This is a genomic window from Alteromonas sp. ABH2_165 (genome assembly GCF_056159945.1).
Window position 1 is genome coordinate 236,552 of the sequence record NZ_JBSWWF010000003.1, and the last position, 22,379, is coordinate 258,930.

General features: G+C 47.7%; 21 protein-coding genes. 14 read left to right on the forward strand and 7 right to left on the reverse strand.

The window, feature by feature from the left end; genetic code table 11:
* The first annotated feature begins 13 nt into the window (after positions 1–13).
* The 11 genes from glgX (at position 14) to ACXAFQ_RS08390 (ending at position 13,164) form a co-directional block, all read left to right on the forward strand.
* Positions 14–2,089 (forward strand): glycogen debranching protein GlgX, encoded by a 2,076-nt coding sequence (glgX, locus tag ACXAFQ_RS08340; protein ID WP_474819906.1) that lies wholly within the window; start codon positions 14–16, stop codon positions 2,087–2,089.
* Positions 2,090–2,227: 138 nt separating this feature from the next.
* Entirely contained in the window at positions 2,228–3,775 is a 1,548-nt protein-coding gene (gene gndA, locus ACXAFQ_RS08345) for an NADP-dependent phosphogluconate dehydrogenase (protein WP_474819910.1), read from the forward strand.
* Between the two features lie 21 nt (positions 3,776–3,796).
* The gene (msrB, locus tag ACXAFQ_RS08350; RefSeq protein WP_474819914.1) at positions 3,797–4,198 is read left to right on the forward strand and encodes a peptide-methionine (R)-S-oxide reductase MsrB; all 402 of its coding nucleotides are present in this window, start codon (positions 3,797–3,799) and stop codon (positions 4,196–4,198) included.
* A 472-nt stretch (positions 4,199–4,670) separates the two neighbouring features.
* The gene (locus ACXAFQ_RS08355; RefSeq protein ID WP_474819916.1) at positions 4,671–6,116 is read left to right on the forward strand and encodes a glyceraldehyde-3-phosphate dehydrogenase; all 1,446 of its coding nucleotides are present in this window, start codon (positions 4,671–4,673) and stop codon (positions 6,114–6,116) included.
* 218 nt (positions 6,117–6,334) lie between these two features.
* Positions 6,335–7,462: a M14 family metallopeptidase gene (locus ACXAFQ_RS08360; RefSeq protein WP_474819918.1), complete on the forward strand. Its 1,128-nt coding sequence runs from the start codon at positions 6,335–6,337 to the stop codon at positions 7,460–7,462.
* Positions 7,463–7,512: 50 nt separating this feature from the next.
* Positions 7,513–9,177 carry an alanine/glycine:cation symporter family protein gene (locus ACXAFQ_RS08365; protein ID WP_474819921.1) on the forward strand — a complete coding sequence of 555 codons (1,665 nt, stop codon included), beginning with the start codon at positions 7,513–7,515 and terminating at the stop codon, positions 9,175–9,177.
* A gap of 119 nt (positions 9,178–9,296) precedes the next feature.
* Positions 9,297–9,626, forward strand: a complete 330-nt coding sequence (locus ACXAFQ_RS08370; protein WP_474819925.1) for a hypothetical protein — start codon at positions 9,297–9,299, stop codon at positions 9,624–9,626.
* Entirely contained in the window at positions 9,623–9,913 is a 291-nt protein-coding gene (locus ACXAFQ_RS08375) for a YeaC family protein (RefSeq protein ID WP_070124213.1), read from the forward strand. The genes ACXAFQ_RS08370 and ACXAFQ_RS08375 overlap by 4 nt, the downstream gene beginning before the upstream one ends.
* A complete protein-coding gene (locus ACXAFQ_RS08380) occupies positions 9,903–12,698 on the forward strand; it encodes a DUF349 domain-containing protein (RefSeq protein ID WP_474819930.1) in 2,796 nt (931 codons plus the stop codon). Before ACXAFQ_RS08375 ends, ACXAFQ_RS08380 begins: the two co-directional genes overlap by 11 nt.
* Positions 12,698–12,916 (forward strand): hypothetical protein, encoded by a 219-nt coding sequence (locus tag ACXAFQ_RS08385; RefSeq protein WP_474819934.1) that lies wholly within the window; start codon positions 12,698–12,700, stop codon positions 12,914–12,916. The genes ACXAFQ_RS08380 and ACXAFQ_RS08385 overlap by 1 nt, the downstream gene beginning before the upstream one ends.
* Positions 12,916–13,164, forward strand: coding sequence for a hypothetical protein (locus ACXAFQ_RS08390; RefSeq protein WP_070124207.1), 249 nt, complete (start codon positions 12,916–12,918; stop codon positions 13,162–13,164). Before ACXAFQ_RS08385 ends, ACXAFQ_RS08390 begins: the two co-directional genes overlap by 1 nt.
* A gap of 120 nt (positions 13,165–13,284) precedes the next feature.
* On the opposite strand, the gene ACXAFQ_RS08395 is transcribed toward ACXAFQ_RS08390, so the two are convergent.
* Together ACXAFQ_RS08395 and ansA are read right to left on the reverse strand one after the other, a co-directional pair.
* Complete coding sequence (locus ACXAFQ_RS08395) at positions 13,285–14,121, reverse strand: DUF2797 domain-containing protein (RefSeq protein WP_474819942.1); 837 nt, start codon at positions 14,119–14,121, stop codon at positions 13,285–13,287.
* Positions 14,122–14,133: 12 nt separating this feature from the next.
* Positions 14,134–15,144 carry an asparaginase gene (ansA, locus tag ACXAFQ_RS08400; protein ID WP_474819946.1) on the reverse strand — a complete coding sequence of 337 codons (1,011 nt, stop codon included), beginning with the start codon at positions 15,142–15,144 and terminating at the stop codon, positions 14,134–14,136.
* A gap of 247 nt (positions 15,145–15,391) precedes the next feature.
* Here ansA and ACXAFQ_RS08405 point away from each other — a divergent pair, with 247 nt between their 5' ends.
* Genes ACXAFQ_RS08405 through ACXAFQ_RS08415 form a run of 3 tightly spaced genes read left to right on the forward strand, consistent with a single transcriptional unit; the run spans position 15,392 to position 18,127 of the window.
* Positions 15,392–16,210, forward strand: a complete 819-nt coding sequence (locus ACXAFQ_RS08405) for an SAM-dependent methyltransferase (RefSeq protein WP_474819950.1) — start codon at positions 15,392–15,394, stop codon at positions 16,208–16,210.
* Complete coding sequence (locus tag ACXAFQ_RS08410) at positions 16,194–16,400, forward strand: hypothetical protein (protein WP_474819954.1); 207 nt, start codon at positions 16,194–16,196, stop codon at positions 16,398–16,400. Before ACXAFQ_RS08405 ends, ACXAFQ_RS08410 begins: the two co-directional genes overlap by 17 nt.
* 5 nt (positions 16,401–16,405) lie before the next feature.
* The gene (locus ACXAFQ_RS08415; protein WP_474819956.1) at positions 16,406–18,127 is read left to right on the forward strand and encodes a GGDEF domain-containing protein; all 1,722 of its coding nucleotides are present in this window, start codon (positions 16,406–16,408) and stop codon (positions 18,125–18,127) included.
* A gap of 72 nt (positions 18,128–18,199) precedes the next feature.
* Here the strand turns inward: ACXAFQ_RS08415 and lipA are convergent, their stop codons facing one another.
* The 5 genes from lipA to ACXAFQ_RS08440 all read right to left on the reverse strand — a co-directional run bounded on the left by lipA (position 18,200) and on the right by ACXAFQ_RS08440 (position 22,378).
* A complete protein-coding gene (gene lipA / locus ACXAFQ_RS08420) occupies positions 18,200–19,162 on the reverse strand; it encodes a lipoyl synthase (RefSeq protein ID WP_474819960.1) in 963 nt (320 codons plus the stop codon).
* The gene (lipB, locus tag ACXAFQ_RS08425; RefSeq protein ID WP_474820367.1) at positions 19,155–19,739 is read right to left on the reverse strand and encodes a lipoyl(octanoyl) transferase LipB; all 585 of its coding nucleotides are present in this window, start codon (positions 19,737–19,739) and stop codon (positions 19,155–19,157) included. The genes lipA and lipB overlap by 8 nt, the downstream gene beginning before the upstream one ends.
* 72 nt (positions 19,740–19,811) lie before the next feature.
* A complete protein-coding gene (ybeD, locus tag ACXAFQ_RS08430; protein WP_070124191.1) occupies positions 19,812–20,075 on the reverse strand; it encodes a DUF493 family protein YbeD in 264 nt (87 codons plus the stop codon).
* An 85-nt stretch (positions 20,076–20,160) separates the two neighbouring features.
* Entirely contained in the window at positions 20,161–21,357 is a 1,197-nt protein-coding gene (locus ACXAFQ_RS08435; RefSeq protein WP_474819964.1) for a serine hydrolase, read from the reverse strand.
* Between the two features lie 169 nt (positions 21,358–21,526).
* Complete coding sequence (locus tag ACXAFQ_RS08440) at positions 21,527–22,378, reverse strand: septal ring lytic transglycosylase RlpA family protein (protein WP_474819967.1); 852 nt, start codon at positions 22,376–22,378, stop codon at positions 21,527–21,529.
* Position 22,379: the final 1 nt, after the last annotated feature.

Below are 22,379 nucleotides of genomic sequence, written 5' to 3' on the forward strand. Positions count from 1 at the left end.
AGAACCTGGCAAGGTGCAACAGGAATCTTTCGGCAGTAACACGGTTACAACAGGTTCACCTTCACCCTTAGGGGCGACACTTACCGGCAGCGGCTGCAATTTTGCCGTTGTCAGCCCAGATGCGCGGGCGGTGGTGCTGTGTCTTTTTCAAAGCGACACCGAAGAGCTTGTGGCGGAAATCCCCATGGCTGCGAAAACCGGACAGGTTTGGCATTGTGAGGTTGAAGGGATAGGTGAACATCAACATTATGCATATCGGGTAGAGCGGGGAGAAGATGCGCTGCATCACGTGACCGCAGAGAAGCTGCTCATCGATCCTTATGCACAAAAGCTGAGTCGTCCCATTCACTGGAATGCCAGACATTACGAGCATGACTCCCAGTTTATGGTGCCCAAATGTGTTGTGGTCAGTCACGATAATGGTGAACGGCCAGCAAGGCCGAGTTATCAGCCTCATGAGCGCATCATTTATGAAGCGCATGTGAAAGGGATGACAAAATTACATCCCAATGTGCCTGATGAAGATAAAGGAAAATATCCCGGCGCTGCGCACCCTGATGTCATACAACATCTTGTGGACTTAGGTGTGACTACGGTGCAGTTTATGCCCTTGTCTACGTTTATGCCTGAGCCTTACATCACCGAAAAGGGAATGACTAACTATTGGGGCTACAACCCGGTCAATTATTTTGCCCCTGAACCGCGTTATGGAAAAGCAGATGCGGTAAGAGAGCTCACAGCCATGGTCGATGCCTACCATAAAGCAGGTCTTGAGGTGATCGTCGACGTGGTTTACAACCACACTGCAGAAGGCGGAGACGGCGGCCCAGTGTTGTCGTTTAAAGGTCTGTTTCCTCATCAGGCGTATCTTTACGAGCAAACCAAAGCCGGCGCGATTGTATACAGTAACCATTCTGGTTGCGGAAACACGGTTAACACGTCAACGCCCATTATGATGACGATGATCATGGATGCCATGCGTTATTGGGTAGACGTTATTGGTATCGATGGTTTCCGTTTCGATTTAGCGGTTTGCCTGGGGCGTGACCCGCAAAACTTCTCGGCACAATCTGGTCTGTTAAAAGCCATGGCGCAAGACCCAATATTAAAAGATATCGTGCTGGTGGCCGAGCCCTGGGATATTGGTCCTAACGGCTATCAATTGGGCGCGTTTGCAGCACCGTGGCTGGAAGTTAACGACCGGTATCGCGACACCGTGCGCGCTTTCTGGCGTGGCGATCATGCGTTAACGGGAGAATTTGCCACCCGATTAATGGGCTCCAGAGATATTTTCCACAAAGGATTCCGCCCCATTTACACCTCGGTGAATAATGTCACTTACCACGATGGTTTCACGCTGCATGATATGGTGAGTTACGTTGAGCGGCACAATGAAGCGAATGGCGAAAATAACCGAGACGGTCACGGGCACAACCTGTCGGCCAACTATGGTGTAGAAGGGAAAACCAGTGACGAAGCCATTTTGCAACTGCGTGAGCGACAAAAGCGCAATTTGTTCGTCTCACTGATGTTGTCTCAGGGTATTCCGCATATTTTGGGCGGCGATGAGTTGAGCAAAACGCAAAACGGTAATAACAATGCCTATTGCCAAGATAACACCTTGAACTGGTACGACTGGGCACTCAACAAACGCCAGTCTGACTTTTTACATTTTTGTCAGTACGTCACCGGTCTGCGACGGGAAAGCACCTTACTGTCGAACTTGTTGTTAGATGACGATGAATACCAGCGTACCAGCAATGTATCGGCGATTCGCTGGTACAAACCCGATGGCCAGGATAAAGAGTCTGAAGACTGGCAGTCGCCAAACAGTCAGGCTTTCGGTGTGGAAATTCGCGGTACAACGCAAACCGATGACAGCGGCGAACACTGGTTCCTGTGTTTTAACGCCAGTACTCAAGACAAGCGCTTCAATTTGCCAACCCTTTCTCCCAAAATGGCCTGGGAATTAGCTGTCGATACACGCTATGTTTCTTTAGCGGAACAGCCTGATATTTGTATTCAGCGGGTGTTTCTGCAAGCGGCCCGAAGTGTGGCGGTGTTCAGAATGACACAAATTGTGCCGTGAACAGGTTTACTGGTGTTTAGGGAATAGGCAAACAGTCTTGTTTACACAATAAATCAACGAAAAAAGCGCTTCTTATAGTGTTCGTGCGTATAACGGGTGGTATGATCCGCAGCCATCTGTAACCTGAGGTGACACCCAATGCAAAAAGAAGATGGAAAACACACTGATCCTAAGTGTGATATTGGTTTTATTGGTTTAGGCGTAATGGGCGCCAACCTAACGCTTAACCTTGTTGATCATGGTTTTCGCGTAGCGTGCTTCGATCTGGATCAAACCAAAGTCGACGCCATCATTGCCAAAGACGAAGAAGAGCGTGGCGATTTGCCAGCCCGAGTTGAAGGTTGTAGCTCGTACACAGAATTACTCAGTAAGTTAAAGTCACCTCACATGGTAATTCTGTCTGTGCCTGCTGGTGAGCCGGTAGACCACGTTTGTTCGCACCTGATTGATGCGGGCATACAGGCCGATGACATTGTCGTCGATACGGGTAACAGTCTTTGGACTGATTCCGTAGAGCGGGAAGAGAAGTATAAAAGTAAATTCATCTTTTTCTCCACCGCTGTGTCAGGCGGTGAAGTCGGTGCCCGTTTCGGACCGTCACTTATGCCATCAGGCAATCCTTATGCCTGGACACGATTAGAACCCATCTTAAAAGCGATTTCAGCGAAGGTTGATGCACAAAGTGGTCTGCCTATCGAATCTTTCACGCCGGGTGAACCGGTAACAGAAGGCGAACCGTGTGCCACGTATATTGGCCCAGTGGGTGCTGGTCACTATGTGAAAATGGTGCACAACGGTATCGAATACGCCGATATGCAGCTCATTTGTGAAACGTATCAGGTTATGCGTACCGCTTTGCATATGTCTGCAGCAGAAATTGCTGAAGTGTTCCGTCGCTGGAATAAAGGGAAACTGAACAGCTACCTGATTGAGATTAGTGCGGAAGTGCTTGAACAGCTCGACCCTGAAACGGGTGAACCGCTGGTAGATGTGATCCTCGACAAAGCGGGTCAAAAAGGCACCGGCTTATGGACCGCAGTCAGTGCGCTACAAGTAGGTAGCCCGGCGCAAACGATTACCTCAGCAGTATTTGCTCGCAGCCTTTCAAGCCTTAAAGATGAGCGTGTCGCTGCCAGTAAGGTATTGCAAGGTCCCGATGTGAAGCCGCTTTCTGATGAAGAGAAATTTGTGGCCATCGATAAGCTGGAATATGCGCTGTACTGTTCAAAAATCTGTGCATACGCTCAAGGCTTCCAGTTAATGGACGTTGCTTCGAAAGAACATGGCTGGGAACTGGATTTTGGCGGTATTGCAAAAATCTGGCGCGCGGGTTGTATCATTCGCGCAGTATTCTTGCAGTCTATTGCCAAAGCGTACGAAAACAACGAAGAACTGGCTAACTTGCTGCTTGATCCATTCTTTGCCGAGCAAATCACTGAATATCAATCTGATTGGCGTGAATCACTGGCGCAGGCCGCCTTGGCAGGCATTCCATGCCCAGCAATGATGTCAGCATTGAGTTACTACGATTCTTACCGCACCGCAGTGCTACCTGCGAATCTACTGCAAGGCCAACGCGACTATTTCGGCGCGCACACTTATCAACGTGTTGATAAGCCGGCAGGTAAGAAGTTCCACCTTGATTGGAGTGATCCAGCAAGGCCTCAGGTTGCTATCAAAAAATAGATTAGCTAACCGGAGTGCATCATGACAGACAATACAGACTGGAAAAAAACGCTTACCGACGACGAGTATCATGTTACCCGTCAGGCGGGAACAGAGCGCCCGTTTACCGGTGTATTGCTGAATGAGAAACGCCCCGGTGAGTACTTGTGCAAGTGTTGTGGCGCAGTGCTATTTACTGCAGATGCAAAATTCGACTCACATTGTGGTTGGCCGTCCTTCGACCGACAATCTGATGATGAGAACGTTGAGTATCATCAAGACAATAGTCACGGTATGCGCCGCACCGAAATTGTTTGTAAGTCGTGCAAAGCCCATTTGGGCCATGTATTTCCCGATGGCCCTACCGAAACCGGCCAGCGTTATTGCGTGAACTCGTTGTCTCTTTCGTTTAAAACTGAAAAGGATGAGTTAATACGCGGCTAGCACACTTCACTTGTGGTTAAAAAATAAACGCCGCTTATATCATAAGCGGTGTTTTTGTTTATGGGATGTCCATAAATCTAAAAAATACAGAAAATTACCATGAAAGTTGTTTTCAGAAATTTTGTAACTGCTAGAACAGCCATTTTCTTTATAAATTGATCAATCAACGCTTTTCACGTTGTTTTCCTGTCTGTAATCCTACCGTTTTAAAACTGCTACCTAATTTGCTGGATGAAGATTCTTGCTGCCTGTTGGGAAGAATTCCATTTATTGTTGGAAACTTACCAAAGAAATTGACGAGAGAACAAAAAAATCTATATTTCTGAAATTTTTCAACAGTTTGGTTATCGGCACACCTTTCCATAGAATAGCTGTCGTTCATGCAGAGAACGAATTTAACACCTTGTGTACCCTACACCTTACACAGCCTGCATGAGCACTCTGGTTAAATTATATTGGCGAAGGCAAAGGCATGAATCAACAGTTTGAACAGGAATTGCAAAGCAGCTGGCAGGAGCGTCAGGAATACGCTGAAATGATGTTGCCACTGGTAGGTAAACTCTACAGAAACCATTCAGTGGAAGTATCAGTCTACGGTCGTTCATTACTGGGCGCGAGCGTGATTGATATCATTAAGGCTCACCGTAAGGTTCGTCTTCATGAAGGCATCAAGCTGCGTTTACGTGAGAGCTTTCCAATCCTAGAAGCCCTTACCACTATGTCTCTGGCGCCATCTCAAATTGACATTGGTAAGCTTGCATTCGATTTCAATTACGGCAGCGCGGTGGATCAAAAAGATCTCGATGCCTATCTGGCTGAAAAATTGGGTGACGTGGTCAATGAAGACGACGAGCAAGTGCCACAAGATGTGGTGCTGTATGGCTTTGGACGTATCGGTCGTTTACTTGCCCGTTTGCTTATCGAAAGACAGGGTAAAGCGAACAAATTGCGTTTACGCGCCATTGTTGTCCGTGGTGGTAAAGAGGGTGACCTTGAAAAGCGCGCCAGCTTACTGCGCCGTGACTCTGTGCATGGCCCATTCAATGGCAGTATTACCATTGACCACGAACGCCAAGCAATCAAAGCAAACGGCTCATTTATTCAAATTATTTACGCTAACAGTCCTGATGAAGTGGATTACACCAAATACGGTATCAACGATGCCATTGTTGTTGATAACACGGGTATGTGGCGTGACCGCGACGGTTTAGGTATGCACCTGAAGTCGAAAGGTGCGGCTAAGGCGCTACTGACGGCGCCGGGTAAAGGCGATATCAAGAACATCGTGCATGGCGTGAACCACGAAGATGTGTTGGCTTCAGATACCATTCTATCTGCTGCGAGTTGTACCACCAATGCGATTACGCCAGTACTGAAAGCACTGGACGAAGAATATGGTATTGAGTCAGGTCATGTGGAAACGGTACACAGTTTCACTAACGATCAAAACTTGATTGATAACTACCATAAAGCTGACCGTCGTGGCCGAGCTGCACCACTTAACATGGTTATCACCGAAACCGGTGCTGCAAAAGCCGTGGCGAAAGCCTATCCCAAGCTGGCTGGCAAACTCACAGGCAATGCGATTCGTGTACCTACCCCTAACGTATCGATGGCGATTTTGAATCTGAACTTGAAAACGTCTACCGATAAGTTAGCCGTTAACGAATTTCTTCGCGACACTGCGCTGTTTTCTACCTTGCAACATCAAATTGATTACACCGCAAGTAAAGAAATTGTCTCTACCGATTTAGTCGGTTCACGGGCTGCCAGTGTGGTGGATTCGCAAGCGACCATCGTGGCTGAAAATCGTTTAACCCTGTACGTATGGTACGACAACGAATTTGGCTACAGCTGTCAGGTTCTTCGCGTAGTACGTGACATGGCGGGGATCACTTTCCCAACGTTACCTGCATAAGTTGTAACGCAGGCGTTATTACCGGTGCTGCCATTTGGTTGCACCGGTTTTTTTATGCCTGGTGTACAAATGGCGAGGTATTCTTATTCCATGGTCTGCCCAATGAGCGAACTGCGCAAAACTCAGACAGAATAGTCGTTGCAGGGATGTTAAACGTGGTATTTACAAGGCCGTCTATGCTAAATTAAGCGGCAAAAATATAAGGGCACGACAGTACCATGCATATCTCCAGTCAATTCGACAGCGGCAACATTCGCGTAATCAAAGCCGACTCTCCAGACAACATCGTTCTGGGTATCAACAAAGACAATCAATCCGATTTCTACCAGTGGTTTCACTTCCGTTTGTTTGGTGACGTGTTTGAAACACACAATATTACTATCTCTGAACTAGCGAAGTCTGCGTATCCCGGTGGTTGGAAAGATTATGATGTACTGGCATCCTATGACCGTCAGACCTGGTTCCGTGTAAACAGTGTATTCGACGGCGATAACCTTACGTTCAGTTTCACTCCCGAACAGTCTTCCGTTTATTTCGCTTATTTCATTCCCTACAGCTACGAACGCCACCTCGATCTCGTTGGCGACGCGCAAATGTCGCTGCGCTGTGAACACCGTTTCCTGGGCGAAACCCTCGACGGTCGTGATATGAATCTGCTGGTTATTGGTGAAGAAGAGCCCACGAAAAAGAAAATTTGGATCACGGCCCGCCAACATCCAGGAGAAACCATGGCAGAGTGGTGTGCTGAAGCCCTTATTTATCGTTTGCTTGATGAACAAGACGGGCTTGCCAGACATTTGCTCGATGAAGCCGTTTTCTATGTTGTGCCGAATATGAATCCAGATGGTTCTGCAAGAGGCCATCTGCGTACCAATGCGGTAGGAACGAACCTGAACCGCGAGTGGGCCACGCCGTCGGCGGAAAAGAGCCCGGAGGTATTGTACGTATTGAATACCATGGCTGAAACCGGTGTGGACATGTATCTGGATATCCACGGCGATGAGGCACTGCCTTATAACTTTGTCGCTGGCAGTGAGGGTATTCCGTGTTACTCAGAGCGACTTGCGCATCTTGAAAATACATTCAAATACGCATTGCTGTTGGCCACACCTGAATTCCAGGACGAGTTTGGTTACGCGAAAGACCAACCTGGCCAGGCAAACCTGACTGTTGCGTCAAATGCGGTAGGCGAGAAATTCGACTGCCTGGCTTACACGCTCGAAATGCCTTTTAAAGATAATAAAAATTTACCGGACCCAGTTTATGGCTGGTCCGTGCAACGCTGTCGTCAACTCGGTGAAGATTTACTCGTTGCCGTGCGTGCGGTAGTGTCACAGCTGCGATAATAATAATCACGCAACATACATAACAACAAAAGTATTGAGGGGAACTCGTCTTGGAAGGCTTGTATAATTTTTTAACGTCACTTGATGGCATGCTTGGGGGCGCTCCATGGTTCCCCTTCGTACTGCTTGGGGTTGGTCTATTTTTTACGGTTTATCTTAAATTTCCACAAATCCGTTTCTTTAAACATGCTTGGTTGGTGGTAACCGGCAAGTATGACAAAGACGGCGAGGAAGGGGATACCACACACTTCCGTGCACTAACGACTGCACTGTCTGGTACTGTGGGCACAGGTAATATTTCCGGTGTGGCGTTTGCCATATTCTTGGGTGGTCCGGCAGCACTGTTTTGGATGTGGGCAACCGCCTTTTTGGGTATGACCACAAAATTTGTGGAAGTCACCCTGTCGCACAAATACCGTGTTAAAACGGAAGACGGCACCATGGCGGGTGGTCCTATGTATTACATGGACCGTCGTCTAAACATGAAATGGTTGGCAGTGGCGTTCGCTATCGCCACCGTTGTCAGTTCTTTCGGCACGGGTAACCTGCCGCAAAGTAATGGTATTGCGCAGAGTATTGAAGCGACATTCGGTTTTGACCCACTGGTAGTGGGCAGTGTACTGGGTATCTTACTGGCCTTGGTTATTTTAGGTGGTATTCAGCGTATTGCTGCTTTTACCTCTAAAATTGTTCCTATTATGGCGGTTATTTATCTGATTGGTGCCCTTGCCGTTATTTTCGCGAATGCGGAGAACATTGGGCCATCTTTCGCTGCGGTTATTGGTGATGCATTTTCCGGTTCAGCTGCTGCGGGTGGTTTCCTTGGGGCATCATTAGCCTATGCATTTAACCGTGGTGTTAACCGTGGACTGTTTTCTAACGAGGCGGGTCAGGGCTCGGCGCCAATCGCGCACGCCGCGGCACGCACCAGCGAGCCGGCATCGGAAGGTATGGTGTCACTGCTGGAGCCTTTCATTGATACCATTCTGATTTGTACTGTCACCGGTCTGGTTATTTTGTCGTCCGGTGTGTGGAAAGAAAAACACCAGAATGTCTTCGATCGCTCAGACATGTACTTTGTTCAAGGTGTTTATGCAGACGACAATCCAGCTGACAAAGAAGCGCTGTACAAGTACCTCAACGATATAGAGGGCAGTGGTGTTGAGAACTACACCGGCCCTATTTCGGTGGTTAACGGTACCGCGGTAAGTGAAGGTTTTACGCTCATTAATGCCCGTTCAATTGCTGAAGATGTGAGTTATTCCTTAGGCGATGAAGATGCCTATACGGGAACACTTCAAATTAAAGACGGCAAGCCAGTAAAAACCAACCTTGAAGTATCTGGTAAATCATTGGTGCATTCGGCAGCACTCACTACCATTGCCTTTACCCGTGGCTATTTCGGCAGCTTTGGTCAGTACATTGTGTCTATTGGCTTGATGTTGTTTGCCTTCTCTACAGCAATAGCCTGGTCGTACTACGGCGACCGTGCCATGACTTATCTGCTTGGGCCACGCTCTGTGATGCCATACCGAGTCATTTACGTGGCAGGCTTTGTGTGGGCATCGTTTTCAGATACCACACTGGTATGGGCATTATCGGCTGTAGCGATTGTTGTTATGACACTGCCTAACCTGTTTGGTATAGTAATGCTAAGCAAGGAAATGAAGCAGACGGTTGATGAATATTGGACGCGGGTCCGCGACGATAAGTAAAGTCAGCCAGATAACGAAAAAGGGCACGTTGGTGCCCTTTTTTGTACAATGCGTTTGTCATCGACGACTGAACAACATGACGAAGATGTAAGCAGCAAAATAAACGTACAGGAGCAATAATGGCATTAACAGATTGTCCAGCGTGTAATAAGAAGATTTCAGATAAATCCGACGTGTGCCCGCATTGCGGATTTCAGGTAGGCGATGCCTCTGCTGAAGATATTCTGAGAAAACAGAGTCTTCAGCGTTACAAAAAACATCAGAGTATTCAGAACCAGTCTTTGCTGGCCGTTCTGCTTTTTGTCGCAGGGTTCCTCTTTATGTATGTGGGGGGCACTAAACCGGGTGATATGCAGCATAACATTGCAATAACCGCCACGGTCATCGGCTTTGTGTGGTATGTTATCAACCGTGTCAGATTAGTTATTGTGAAACGATTTAATTCATGAATATAGATGCATTACTCTCAGCCATGACACCAGAGGTGTACACGCGCCTCCGTCAGGCTGTCGAAACCGGGAAATGGCCTGATGGCACAGTGTTGTCAGAAGAACAACGCGAAAGTTGTATGCAGGCCGTATTGCTTTATCAATCAAAAATTGAAAAATCCTCTGAGCACATGACGGTGAATGAAGCCGGTGAAATTGTGCACAAAAGCAAAAGAGAGTTCCGCGAAGCACTTCAGGCGGAACAAGATGAAAACACCATAGCCCGGTTCAGTCAGGATGATATTTAGTCGACTATTTTCACCCGCGCACAGCAGTCCCAATCCAGAGAAACGTATACAGGCTATCGCCAAATTATCACCGGAAAAAGCGACAGAACGCGCCACCTTGCACGAGCTTGCGTTTAACGATGATGACTGTGATGTCAGCCTGGCCGCATTAGAGAAACTGGATTCTTTTCCGCTTTGGCTAAAAATGTCGCAGACGGCGAATGATGCAAAACTTCGGCGTCGTGCTGTTAGTCGGGTTGAGGATGTGGTTGGCGACCCTACCAGTACCGAAATTTCAGCCGAGGAAAAAGCCGAGTACCTGATCAAGCAGGCACCGGTTGAACTTGTAAAAAAAGTGCTGGAATCCCAGCAGAATGCGTCACTCGGTGACGATCTCGTGTTGTCATTATTGGCAAAAATTGGGCGTAGTGATTTCACGCTACAATTTTACAGTCGTCATGCCTCTGCAGGTGTGCAACAGCAAATCATTAATGATGCAGCAGATATCCCATTTTTAAATAAGTTGTTGAAAAAAACCAATGATGCAGCGTTGAGTCAGCGCATTAATGACAAGCTTTCTTTGCTTACTGAAGCGGCAGACAAGCCGAAACAACTTGAACAGGCTTACACGCTGACATTATCCAAGCTGCAAGCCCTGACCGACCGACACGACTTCAACGATGTTGATGCACGTCTGTCTGCTTGTCGGCAAGAAATGGCAGCGCTGGATGAACACCTTGATGTGTTCAATGAGGACGTTCGTTCTACATTGATCGAAAAGCGGGAACGGCTGGAAGACAAAGTCAGTCGCCATCATCATAAACTGGAAGCTGTGTGGAAAGCAGAATCCGCTGCCCGTGAGGCCGAGGCGTCCCGTCAGGCATTCTTACAGCAGGTAGACGATGCTACAGCAAAGGTGAAATGGTTATATACCGAACGCCTGTGTGAAGCTAAGCTACAGGATGTTGAGTCGGTAAATGGTCAGGTACGCGACCTTGAGAGCACCTTAACCCATTTTGCGAGTAATCCTGATATGCGGGAATATCGTCAACTGCAACAAACTATCTCTGATCTCATTACCCAGCTAGACATGTTTTCTGCCCAGCAGCAAATTGCGAAACGTTTGCTGGATGTGCTTAAACGCGCAGAAGCACTTAGCACCGAAACCTCCGGGCCATTGCCTGCTGATGAATGGCAGGGGTTGAACAAGCAGTGGGCTGAATCAGACAATTTAGTCTATCCGGTCAGCGCTAGCTGGCGTAAGCGGTGGGGAGCGGTATCGCGTAGCCAAAAGCAACACGAAACAGCAGCCCGCGCACAGGCCGAGCAAGGCTTAAAGCAGTGTCGTCGGTTATTGTCGCTAATCACAAATCTTGTCGATTCTGGGCGTTTTCGTGCTGCCATGAGTCGTTTCAGTGAGCTGGAAACCGCTTACCAATCGTTAGACGCACGCGGGCAGGAACAACTCAGCCGACGCTATAGTCAGGTTAGCGAGCAAATTTCCCGTCTTGAAGGCTGGCAAAGTTATCTGGCCGCGCCACGTAAACCCGCCATGTTGGAACAGGCACAGCAGTTAGCAGCCAGTCCGACTGACGATATTCCAGCCCGTGCAGAAAATATCAGGCAGCTACGCCAACAGTGGCAATCACTTTCTGTTGGACAGCCAAAAGACGAGCAGGACCAGGCTTTCGATAACGCACTTGAAGCAGCCTTTGCGCCGTGCCGTGAATTCTATGCAGAACAAGAGCGTCAACGGGCTGAAGCTGCTGAAGTCCGTGAAGTATTAATTCAGTCGCTTAGCGCGCTGTCTTCACAGGAAGATGATATTGCCGCTATGTCCAGGCAGCTTGAAAAGCTGAAACAGCGCTGGCGAGATGCCGGTACAGTAGAAAAAGGTAAATATACCCGCCTTAAAAAGCGTTGGGATAAGGCACTTGCGCCGATTAACGAACGTGTAACCGCTTGGTTTGCTGATAACCGCAGTAAAAAGCAGGCGGTGATCGATGAAGCCAAAGCCCTTGCCGAGAGTGATGATTTGCAACAAAGTGCAGCCAGAGCACAGGAATTGCAGCAGCACTGGAAGACAATAGGGCATGCCGGCAAGCGTTATGAAACGCGTTTATGGCAAGCGTTTAAAGAGGTAAACGACAAGCTCTTTAACGAGGTGAAATCTATTCGACAAGCGCAGCAGAAGCAACAAAGCGATGAAGTGGAGCGTTTACTCGAGCAGATTAAAACCATAAGCCGCTCGGTGCACCAACAGCCTGAGGCCGTTGATGCCGCACTTGTGCCGCTCATTGACACCATGAAAACATTGGACAGCCGCAAGCAGGCTGTGATCCAGCAACGGATTGATAAGCTCCGCCGTAGTGTGGACAGCCAATTGCAAGCAAATGCGCTGGACGATCGACGGGGCGCAATAATTGCGCTGGTTGAAGTATTATCGCTCTGGTCTGATGGTTCTGTGAAACCACAGGATGCCGAAAGTTGGGACGCGCTGCCCAAAATATGGCGGTCGGCGATTTCCGGCAATACGACACAACCCGCAAATAGCCGTAGTTGGTATGCCCATGTTCTTGAAATTCAGCTAGACATCCCCGCTACTGCAGCATTGATGCAAGAGCGTCGAGACGTTCAGTTGTCATTAATGGCTGCCCGTTTGGAAAGGGGTGACGAAGATTCTTTCTCTGATTCTGTCGCTAATTGGTTAGCCTGTGGCGTACCGCAAGCTGATGAGTTGCAACGAATGGCGGTTATCCTAAGTACCGTGCAGGAAAATGCAGTGGTACTGAAGGGAGTGCGTTAATGCTGGTGCAAGTAGAGTTTGTTTTTGAGACCGAGCCCAATGCCTACCGGTTTTTAAACACAGTAAAACACTTCGATGCGAAAGAGTTGGTGGTAAAACGTGGTCGAAGTGCGCAGCATGTGCTCATCAAATATCGCTACGCCGATGGCAGTTTTGATGACACTGCAGCAAAACTCGACGATATTGCCCGGGAGATGAGTGGCGAGGAGTGTCATTAATGGCGGATTTTCACTTACAGGCACTGAATGAAGCCGGTCAGGGCAATTGGCAGAAATCTCATGATATGGTGGAAAACTTTGATGATGCCTTTTCCTGTCTGATACATGGGTTTCTGCATCGTCAGGAAGGTGATATGCCTAACGCCCGATACTGGTACAACAGAGCAGGGCAAAGTATGCCGAACAACTCGCTGGATGATGAATTTGTGCGTATCTACGAATTAGTCAGTGCGGAAGATGGATTGTAAAACGAAAAAAAAGCGACAGTGATTGTCGCTTTTTTCGTATACACAGCTTCGATTTATGAGGCTACAGTAATTCCTGACGGAAAATGACCACAGGATTAGCCAGAGAGACGAAAATCGCTCTTAAACGGAAAGCGTTGCCTGATAACCTGAATATTTTCTGATATTAATGACCCGATCTTCGTCGAGCATTAAATACTGCCCTTTGATACCAGTTAGTACACCGGTAAACGCAGGGGTTTTATCCAGGTTAATCGATTTAATTTTCACCGGGTAGGTCTCTACGGGGTAGTTAATCTCTACGGCCGGCGTCGCCGCCTCGCTTACTGCATCCAGTCCATGTTGCTGGCGGATCTCATCAAGGCCCGCATCAATTTTTTCCAATAACGTTGTTTTTAATGCCTCAAGATCCTGCAGTTCCGGCGCACCTTTTAACATGGTTCGCCAGTTCGTTTTATCACCAATATGCTGTTTGCACAGGGTTTCCACCAAGCCACTGGTAAGCCGGTCTTTCACTCTTAAGAACACCAGTGCTTGCGATGCGCCTTGATCCATCCAACGACTCGATACGGCATCGCTGACGTGGCGGGTAATACCCACTTTCAAATTGCCGGTGTTGGCCAAATACACAAAATGATCACTCAGGCAGTGAGCTTCGCCCCATTCCGGTTCGCGGCAGGTACCTTCATGATAGTGGCAGAGTTCAGGTTTAATAATGCAACTGTCACACTGTGCAAGGGTGATTAAACAGCGGTAGCAGTAGCCCTGATTGAAACTCTTTTTGGTTTTCTTGTCGCAATGTACGCAACGAATTTCACCTGCTGACGTTAGCGTTATCTCGCTGCCAATCAGGCTGTTCATGTCAACGCGGTGGTCACCAATGGGTAGGGTGTATTGCACTTGGTGTTCGTCATTCACGGAGACTTTCATTCTGCTCAAAGAGCCAGTGTATTCTTGCATGCTTGCGTTTTCTTATCCGTCGCTAAGTTCGCCACGCAAATTCGTGGTGAGCTTTTGTTTGATTTCTTCATAACTGAAATTCTGGCTCAGCAGGTAATGCAGTTTGGCCAGAGCCGCTTCAGGTGTCATATCACTACCAGATAACACACCTACTTCTCGTAGGCTGTTACCCGTGGCGTAGCCGCCCATATTCACACGACCGCGCAAACATTGCGTGCAGTTGAGCACCACAATTTCCCGTTCGGCAGCGTATTGCAATTGTTGCAGTAACGCCGGTTGTTGCGGAGCATTACCCACACCATAGCTAAGCAAAATTAAGGCGTTGACGGGCTGTTGAAGGGTGTTTTTAATCACCTCAGAAGCAATACCCGGATACAAGCTGACTAAGCCAATGGGTTGTGATTTTACCTGACAGACTTTTAGTGGCTTGGTTGTGGGTTCCGCCAGTTTGCCTGCTTTAACCCGGATATTAATGCCAGCTTCAAGCAGAGGGGGGAAATTCGGCGAGTCGAAGGCATTAAACCCGTCTGCGTCTACCTTGCGGCTGCGGTTTCCGCGTAGCAGGCGGTTATTGAAGAACAGACCAACTTCAGCAATAGGATAATTTGCTGCAACGAAAAGCGCATTTAGCAGATTAACCTGGCCATCAGAACGCAGCTCTGCCAACGGAATTTGCGATCCCGTTACAATAACCGGTTTCGAGAGGTCTTCAAGCATAAAGCTGAGTGCCGAGGCGGTGTACGCCATGGTATCGGTGCCATGCAGAATGATGAAACCGTCATACTTATCGTAATTTACGGCAATATCGTCGGCGATGCGTTGCCAGTCTGAAGGGTTCATGTCTGATGAATCAATCAGGTTGTCGTATTCATGAAGGGTGTACAAGGGCATTTCCGGGCGGTGGAATTCTGGCATGTTTTCCAGTGTTTTTCCTAAGAACCCTGAAGCCGGTACATAGCCCTGTTTAGAGGGTTTCATACCGATGGTGCCGCCGGTATAAGCGATATACATGTGTTTTCTCATGACGTACTCCTGATAATCCGGCGTATTGTAACAGCCCTGATAGGCAAGTCATCAACTTGCTGGCTACTCAGACAGGGTTATTCTGGATCACATCTTTGTTCAATTTTATGCCAGCGAGGGCATTTGTCACTTGCCCAGCGCAAATAGTCCGGCATAATTAGGGCTATTCGGTCGGCTAAGCATAAAAATAAATGGCCAGATCAGAACCGATGAATATAGATAATAAATAAGCAGTACGGTTGTTACCATGCAAAGTAATACAGGAAGTTTAGTTTGTGTCGGCCCTGGTATGACGTTGGGTGCGCACATGTCCGCCCGTTGTCGTAGTCATATCGAGCATGCCGATGTGGTGTTCACCAATTGCCATCCTATTATGGAGCGCTGGTTGGCGACCATGAATAAAGACACCCGCTCACTGCAGTCATTGTACGCAGATGGAAAAGACCGCAGAGTGACTTATCAGGAAATGGTTAAATTGATCATGACTGAAATTCGCAGCGGTAAGTCTGTGGTGGGGGCGTTTTACGGTCATCCTGGCGTGTTCGCTCAAGTACCTCATACCGCCATCGCGCAAGCCCGAAAGGAAGGGTTTTCTGCGCATATGGAGCCTGGCATTTCTGCAGAAGATTGTCTTTACGCCGATATGGGGATTGACCCGGGGGCTTATGGCAGTCAGCACTTTGAGGCCAGTCAGTTAATGATGTTCGAGCGTGTTATCGATACATCTGCCTATCTGTTCCTATGGCAAATTGCGCTTGCCGGCGATTTAACCATTACCGCAAAAACGTCGAGTGCAGCGCAGCGACAAGTGTTGGTGTCGATGTTAACTGAACATTACGGCTACACCAGCGATCACGCTGTGGCGCTCTATGAATGTCCTACCTTAATTACCGATAAAACGCGCATTGAATGGATACCCCTTAATTGTCTTCCAGAGGCAAATCTTACTTTGGTGACCACCTTGGTGGTGCCGCCATGTAAGAAGCTCACTAAAAACACCGCCATTCTGGATAAATTACATCAATTACAACAGCAACAAGGAAGCACACATGACAAAAGCAATTGAAATTCTGGCATCATTGGCAAACGACACAACGCGTTCTGTTGACGACCTCAGCGTAGATGAGCTAAACAGCATTGCCGCACTAAAAGCAGAGGCCGCAGAAATGAAGCCAATAATGACAATAACAGAGCCAAACGAGCCCACAGAGCCAACGCCGGACCCTGAACCGGAAAAGAACCCCAAGGTTGCCTGAACCCAATGAAATACTGGTTAGTTGTTTTTTTAATCTTCACATCGACAGCATGTTTTGCTGTCGACGACCATGAAAGATTACGACATATAGAATCTTTGGCATTGTCTGACTGGGAAACTGCCAAGGTGCTGCTTGCTGATCTTGATGAAAAACAACTATCAGGTTCAGATAGAGATTTTTACGATTATTTATCTATCTATTTCACTACCAAAGACATTCCGTTTGAAACCTTGTCTGAGAACTACAAAAGACTCTACGATAAATTGCCCCCCGGTGAAGCCAGGATCAAATTAGCTAAATCGTTGCTTAGTTTGTCGGCGCATTTAAGTGAATGGGATTACGCATTTGCACTTTCTAAAGATGTAGAACAACAATTAGAAACTATTGATGACCCCAATCTTCTGGCTGCTGGTTGGAAGGGAATGCTTGTATTTTATAATACGGCAGGTTTACGCCAACAGGGAGAGTCTATGGTCATAAAGATTCTCAACAGTACTGTTGCCGACAGCAAGCTACGATGTTTTGCGAGAACAATGCGTGCCGAAATGAACCTCGAGGTAAAAAAGGCAACCGAGTTGCAGTTCAACGAAGCCATCGATAGCTGTAAGCGTGCCGGCGAAACCTTCTTTATTGCATTTAACTTTGTTCACTTGCTCGACTTCTATGTAACGACGGCCGAATACAATAAAGCCAGGATCATTGAAAGAGAAGCCAATTGGCGTGTGGATGAACTCAAATTTGCGCCTTTATCTGGCAGCTTTTTACTTTCACAAGCGGAAATGCGACTGGGCGAAAATCGAATTGATGAAGCCGAAGCCCTGGCGATTCAATCCATAAACAGTAACTCGCAAGGTGAGTATAAACAGGGTGTAAAAGGCGCTTATCGCATTCTGATAGACATTTATCAGGACAGAAAGGACTATGAAAAAGCCTACCAATATTTACTGTTAAAACAGGACATTGAAGCACTGCTTACGTCGGAGCAAAGTATTCGGGAACTGGCGTACCAAAAAGCCACCTTCGATGTGAAAGCCAAAGAAAATGAAATTCTCTTACTAGACAAACAAAATAAACTGCTTCAGGCGGAAGCGCTTTATTCTGGCCAGAAAATGAAAACCACCATGCTGGCGTTAGCAATGGTATCCGTTGTTGGGGTGGCGCTGTTATTTTGGAGTTACCGTAGTAGAAAGTTAACCCGCAAATTGCGTTATCTCGCCACCCGAGACAGCCTCACCGGTTTATATAATCGTGGCTTCTTTAGTGAAAAAGCCGTTACGCTACTTACACAGGCGCAGAAATCGGGTCAGCCAGTTTCTATGTTACTGCTCGATCTTGATCTGTTTAAGAGTGTGAATGACACCTACGGTCATCAGGTGGGCGACTGGGTATTACGTGAAGTTGCTGCTTCACTGTTAAGAGTGTGTCCTAAGGAAGGGATCGTTACCCGAATGGGCGGTGAAGAATTTGGCTTAATTGTAACGGGGCTCTCTGCCAAAGACAGTTTTCAGTTGGCTGAGCGATGCCGACAAGACATTGAAAAAATCGACTCGAGCATTTCAGGACACAAATTCAAAGTTTCTGCGAGCTTCGGTGTTAGTACAAGCTTGCAAGTAGGATACAGTTTGGACAATTTGTTTTCTGCTTCAGATTTGGCACTGTATCAATCGAAGCGATTTGGCCGGAATCAAGTTTACGAATACAACAGTAATCTAACGCAGTTTGGTTAACACCGAATAATCCTAACCAATAAAAAAGAAACCCGGCAGATGCCGGGTTTTGTGTTTGTAGCAGGCGATAAATTATTTAACTTCTTTACCGGCAGCTTGTTGGTCTGCGTGGTAGCTTGAACGCACCATAGGGCCACAGGCAGCGTGAACGAAACCAATGTCTTTAGCGTAATCGCCCAGCGCATCAAATTCGTTAGGGTGCACGTAACGTTTTACGGGATAGTGGTGACGTGACGGTTGCAGGTATTGCCCTAATGTCAGCATGTCTACATCGTGGGCACGCAAGTCCCGCAGCACACCTTCAATTTCTTCGTTTTCTTCGCCCATGCCCATCATCAAGCCGGACTTCGTTTTCACATCAGGGTGTTGCGCTTTGAATTTCTTCAGCAAGTCCAACGACCATTGATAGTTTGCGCCGGGACGACACTCGCGATACAAACGAGGGATGGTTTCCAGGTTGTGGTTGAATACATCTGGTACGCCATTTTTAAAGATTTCCAGTGCGCGGTCCATACGACCACGGAAATCCGGAACCAGCACCTCAATAGTTGTGGCAGGGCTGTGTTCACGAATGGCGTTAATGCAGTCGACAAAATGCTGCGCACCGCCATCACGAAGATCATCCCGGTCTACGGACGTAATTACCACGTATTTCAGCTTCATTTCAGCAATGGTTTTCGCCAGCTTTTCTGGTTCTTCAGCGCTAGGCGGAAGGGGTTTACCGTGGGCCACATCACAGAACGGACAACGACGGGTACAGATATCACCGAGGATCATAAAGGTTGCCGTGCCGTGATTAAAACACTCAGCCAGGTTGGGGCAGGAGGCTTCTTCACACACAGAGTGCAGTTTGTTTTTACGCAGTGTCTGTTTAATCTCGTCGATGCGATCTGTCGTACGTGGCAGCTTAATCTTGATCCACGACGGCTTACGCAACATTTCTTCCTTTTCAGTAGGAATAATGGTGATAGGAATGTGTTTTACTTTCTCATCATCGCGGAGCTTAACTCCGGCTTTAGGACGTGCGTTACTCATCAAAACCTTCTTTATTTATGACCTCGCTGATATTCAATATATTCAGCAGGTGTTGCGTCAGGGCAGGGCCGGCATCACTGAGTGATTGGGGGCCTGACAGACGCGCAGTATCAATCATTTCCATACCGGCATAACCGCAAGGATTAATTCGATCGAACGGCGCTAAGTCCATATTAACATTGAGCGCCAGTCCATGAAACGAGCAGCCTTTACGAATTCGCAATCCTAACGAACAAATTTTTCGTTCATCCACATAAACGCCGGGGGCGTCTTTTTTGGCGTACGCAGTAATATTGAAGTCGGCCAACAAAGCAATAACCGCATTTTCCATCGCTGTGACCAGTTCGCGTACGCCCAATTTGCGACGTTTTATGTTCAACATCAGGTACATAACTTGCTGGCCTGGGCCATGGTACGTAACCTGACCGCCGCGGTCCACATTAACAACCGGAATGTCACCGGGCATCAAAATATGTTCAGCCTTTCCTGCCTGCCCCTGGGTGAATACAGCATCATGCTCAACCAGCCAAATTTCATCGGTATCTTCACTGCCTCTTTCATCAGTGAAGCGCTGCATATCGTGCCAGATAGGCTCATACGGACGTCGGTGTAGTTGGCGAACAATCACCGGGTAGGATGGTGCTATCACTTACAGAACAACCCGTACCAGTTCAACTTTCGCCAATTCAGTGTAAATGGTTTCCATGTGTTCTTTACTGGTTACCTTTACACTCACCGACACCGAGTGATAATTACCTTTGGCACTGGGTTTTACTGTCGGTGAATAGTCACCAGGCGCATGGGTTTGCAAACAGCTTACTACCATTTGCGGTAAATCTTCGTGGGCAACGCCCATCACTTTAAAAGTCTGGAAACAGGGAAAGTCCAGCAATTCATCGAAACGGGTATCCATTACGACTTCCTTACATCTTCAAATAAACAAAACGGCCAGATTATAACAATCTGGCCGCTTATGAACTAGCACAACCTGTTGGTGGTTATTCTTCACCCCAACCAAGCTGCAGCATCAGGTAATCATAAGCACGGTCGAAGAAGCCACCTTCGTTAACTTCTTGCAGCGCTACAAGCGGGTACTCCGCCACATCTTCACCATCGAGTTGCAAATACAGCTTACCTACAACCTGACCTTTCGCGAGCGGTGCTTCGAGTTTCTTATCGAGTTCGAAGTTTGCTTGTAAATTCGACGCCTGACCTTTAGGAATGGTAATGGGGGTAGATTGGTTAATTCCAAGGTCTACCGTTTCACGGTCACCCATATAAATGCGGTGCGATACAAAGCTATCACCGGCTTTGTAAGGTGTTACCGTTTCATAGAAGTCGAAACCGTAGCGCAGCAGTTTGCGGTTTTCTTCGTTACGGGCAGAAATGCTTTCTGTTCCCATGACCACAGAGATAATGCGACGGCCATTTTGCTTTGGATCAACCGCAGAAGTAATGAGGCTGTATCCCGCATCTGAAGTATGGCCGGTTTTAATGCCATCTACGTCCAGGTTACGATCCCACAGCAGGCTGTTACGGTTGTGCTGTTTGATGCCGTTATAGCTGAATTCTTTTTCACTGTAGATATCGTAGATTTCAGGGGTTTCTGAAACCAGTGCCTGAGATAGCAGCATCATATCGCGGGCAGTAACATAGTGCTCAGGGTCGTGCAGACCGTGGCTGTTTACAAAGTGAGAGTGCGTCATACCTAAAGATTGCGCGTATGCGTTCATCATGCTGGCAAACGCGCTTTCTGAACCGGCTACATGTTCTGCCATGGCCACACAAGCGTCGTTACCTGACTGAATGATAATACCGCGAATCAAATCAGAGGCTTTTACTTCAGTGCCTACTTCGATGAACATTTTGGAAGAATCCGGGAAATTCTTTGCCCATGCATTTTTAGAAATTGGCACCATGTCGTCCATGCTGATATTTCCGGCTTCCAGTGCTTTACCAATGACGTAGGTAGTCATCATTTTGGTTAGACTGGCAGGGTAGAGTTGCTCGTCAGCATTCTCTTCGGCAATCACAAAGCCCGTTTCGTTGTCCATCATAATAAACGCTTTCGCGTTCACTTTTGGTGGCGGTGGAATGACAACCTTTGCCTGAACTTTGGCAACAAAGGTCATGAGCAACATGAGGATCATGGCGGTCATGAAAGTCGGTTTAGCGCGGTTTATAGTTTTATGCATGGGAATTTCAATTACCGTTTTTATATTTAAGACAATCTTGAGAATTTTAACGTAAGCGTTCCGCTTGGACTAGGTTTTACCCAAAAAGTTTACCGAAATACAGCGCTCGTCGATGGATTCCACAGGAATAACACTGAATTGCCAGATGAGCGCCACATTTGCTGAATACTCACAATGCCGCGCCCACTGAATAGGCACCCGGATAACCATTTTGTTTTAAGTCATCGAGCAGCATGCGGGCTTGGAAGCGGTCAGCTAATGGGCCAAGTCGAAGCTTATACACGTTATCAACAAGGGGAATTTCAGCAGGAACCTGATAAAGCTGAGATAAGACCGTAGACACACTTTTTGCTCGCTCTGCGTCGCTAACCGCGGCCACCTGAATATACCAACCTTCTGGTTCTGTGATTTCTTCAGGCTCTGGCTCAACGGGCAGGGGAACAATGCCGGCATACTCCTGGTAAGAAACCGTTGGTTGGTTGCCTACCGTGACCTGATTATTCTTATCAAAATGGATGACTTCCAGTTTCACTTGCGCCGTACCATGCTGTTGGTAGTCGAGCTTTTTCGCGGCGGCGTACGATAAATCAATAATACGGTCGGAGTGGAATGGGCCTCTGTCGTTCACCCGCACAATGGCAGTTTTACCGTTGCTCAGGTTGGTGACCTTTACATAAGAGGGCAGCGGCAGCGTTTTGTGTGCCGCCGTCATAGAAAACATATTGTAGGTTTCGCCATTGGATGTGAGGTGGCCATGAAATTTCTGGCCATACCAAGACGCTTGCCCGGTTTCGACGAACCCTTTACCGGTTAACAGCGGGAAATAGCGCTTACCCAGTACCTCATAAGGACGGGAATTCCACTCGCGATAAGGCTCATACTGAGGATCAGCATCGATGTAGTCCGGTTCGTCGTAGACAAACGTGGGAGCCGAATCACTGTGCTGAGCATAGCGACCGGATGACTGGCAGCCCGTTACGAGTACTGCCAGAATAAGCAATAACCAATTTTTAGCGCACATA

Coding starts and splice junctions, on each gene's coding strand:
- gndA (WP_474819910.1), top strand. CDS start 2,228: ATGCAAAAAGAAGATGGAAAACACACTGATCCTAAGTGTGATATTGGT.
- msrB (WP_474819914.1), top strand. CDS start 3,797: ATGACAGACAATACAGACTGGAAAAAAACGCTTACCGACGACGAGTAT.
- ACXAFQ_RS08355 (WP_474819916.1), top strand. CDS start 4,671: ATGAATCAACAGTTTGAACAGGAATTGCAAAGCAGCTGGCAGGAGCGT.
- ACXAFQ_RS08360 (WP_474819918.1), top strand. CDS start 6,335: ATGCATATCTCCAGTCAATTCGACAGCGGCAACATTCGCGTAATCAAA.
- ACXAFQ_RS08370 (WP_474819925.1), top strand. CDS start 9,297: ATGGCATTAACAGATTGTCCAGCGTGTAATAAGAAGATTTCAGATAAA.
- ACXAFQ_RS08375 (WP_070124213.1), top strand. CDS start 9,623: ATGAATATAGATGCATTACTCTCAGCCATGACACCAGAGGTGTACACG.
- ACXAFQ_RS08380 (WP_474819930.1), top strand. CDS start 9,903: ATGATATTTAGTCGACTATTTTCACCCGCGCACAGCAGTCCCAATCCA.
- ACXAFQ_RS08385 (WP_474819934.1), top strand. CDS start 12,698: ATGCTGGTGCAAGTAGAGTTTGTTTTTGAGACCGAGCCCAATGCCTAC.
- ACXAFQ_RS08390 (WP_070124207.1), top strand. CDS start 12,916: ATGGCGGATTTTCACTTACAGGCACTGAATGAAGCCGGTCAGGGCAAT.
- ACXAFQ_RS08395 (WP_474819942.1), bottom strand. CDS start 14,121: ATGCAAGAATACACTGGCTCTTTGAGCAGAATGAAAGTCTCCGTGAAT.
- ansA (WP_474819946.1), bottom strand. CDS start 15,144: ATGAGAAAACACATGTATATCGCTTATACCGGCGGCACCATCGGTATG.
- ACXAFQ_RS08405 (WP_474819950.1), top strand. CDS start 15,392: ATGCAAAGTAATACAGGAAGTTTAGTTTGTGTCGGCCCTGGTATGACG.
- ACXAFQ_RS08410 (WP_474819954.1), top strand. CDS start 16,194: ATGACAAAAGCAATTGAAATTCTGGCATCATTGGCAAACGACACAACG.
- ACXAFQ_RS08415 (WP_474819956.1), top strand. CDS start 16,406: ATGAAATACTGGTTAGTTGTTTTTTTAATCTTCACATCGACAGCATGT.
- lipA (WP_474819960.1), bottom strand. CDS start 19,162: ATGAGTAACGCACGTCCTAAAGCCGGAGTTAAGCTCCGCGATGATGAG.
- lipB (WP_474820367.1), bottom strand. CDS start 19,739: ATGCAGCGCTTCACTGATGAAAGAGGCAGTGAAGATACCGATGAAATT.
- ybeD (WP_070124191.1), bottom strand. CDS start 20,075: ATGGATACCCGTTTCGATGAATTGCTGGACTTTCCCTGTTTCCAGACT.
- ACXAFQ_RS08435 (WP_474819964.1), bottom strand. CDS start 21,357: ATGCATAAAACTATAAACCGCGCTAAACCGACTTTCATGACCGCCATG.
- ACXAFQ_RS08440 (WP_474819967.1), bottom strand. CDS start 22,378: ATGTGCGCTAAAAATTGGTTATTGCTTATTCTGGCAGTACTCGTAACG.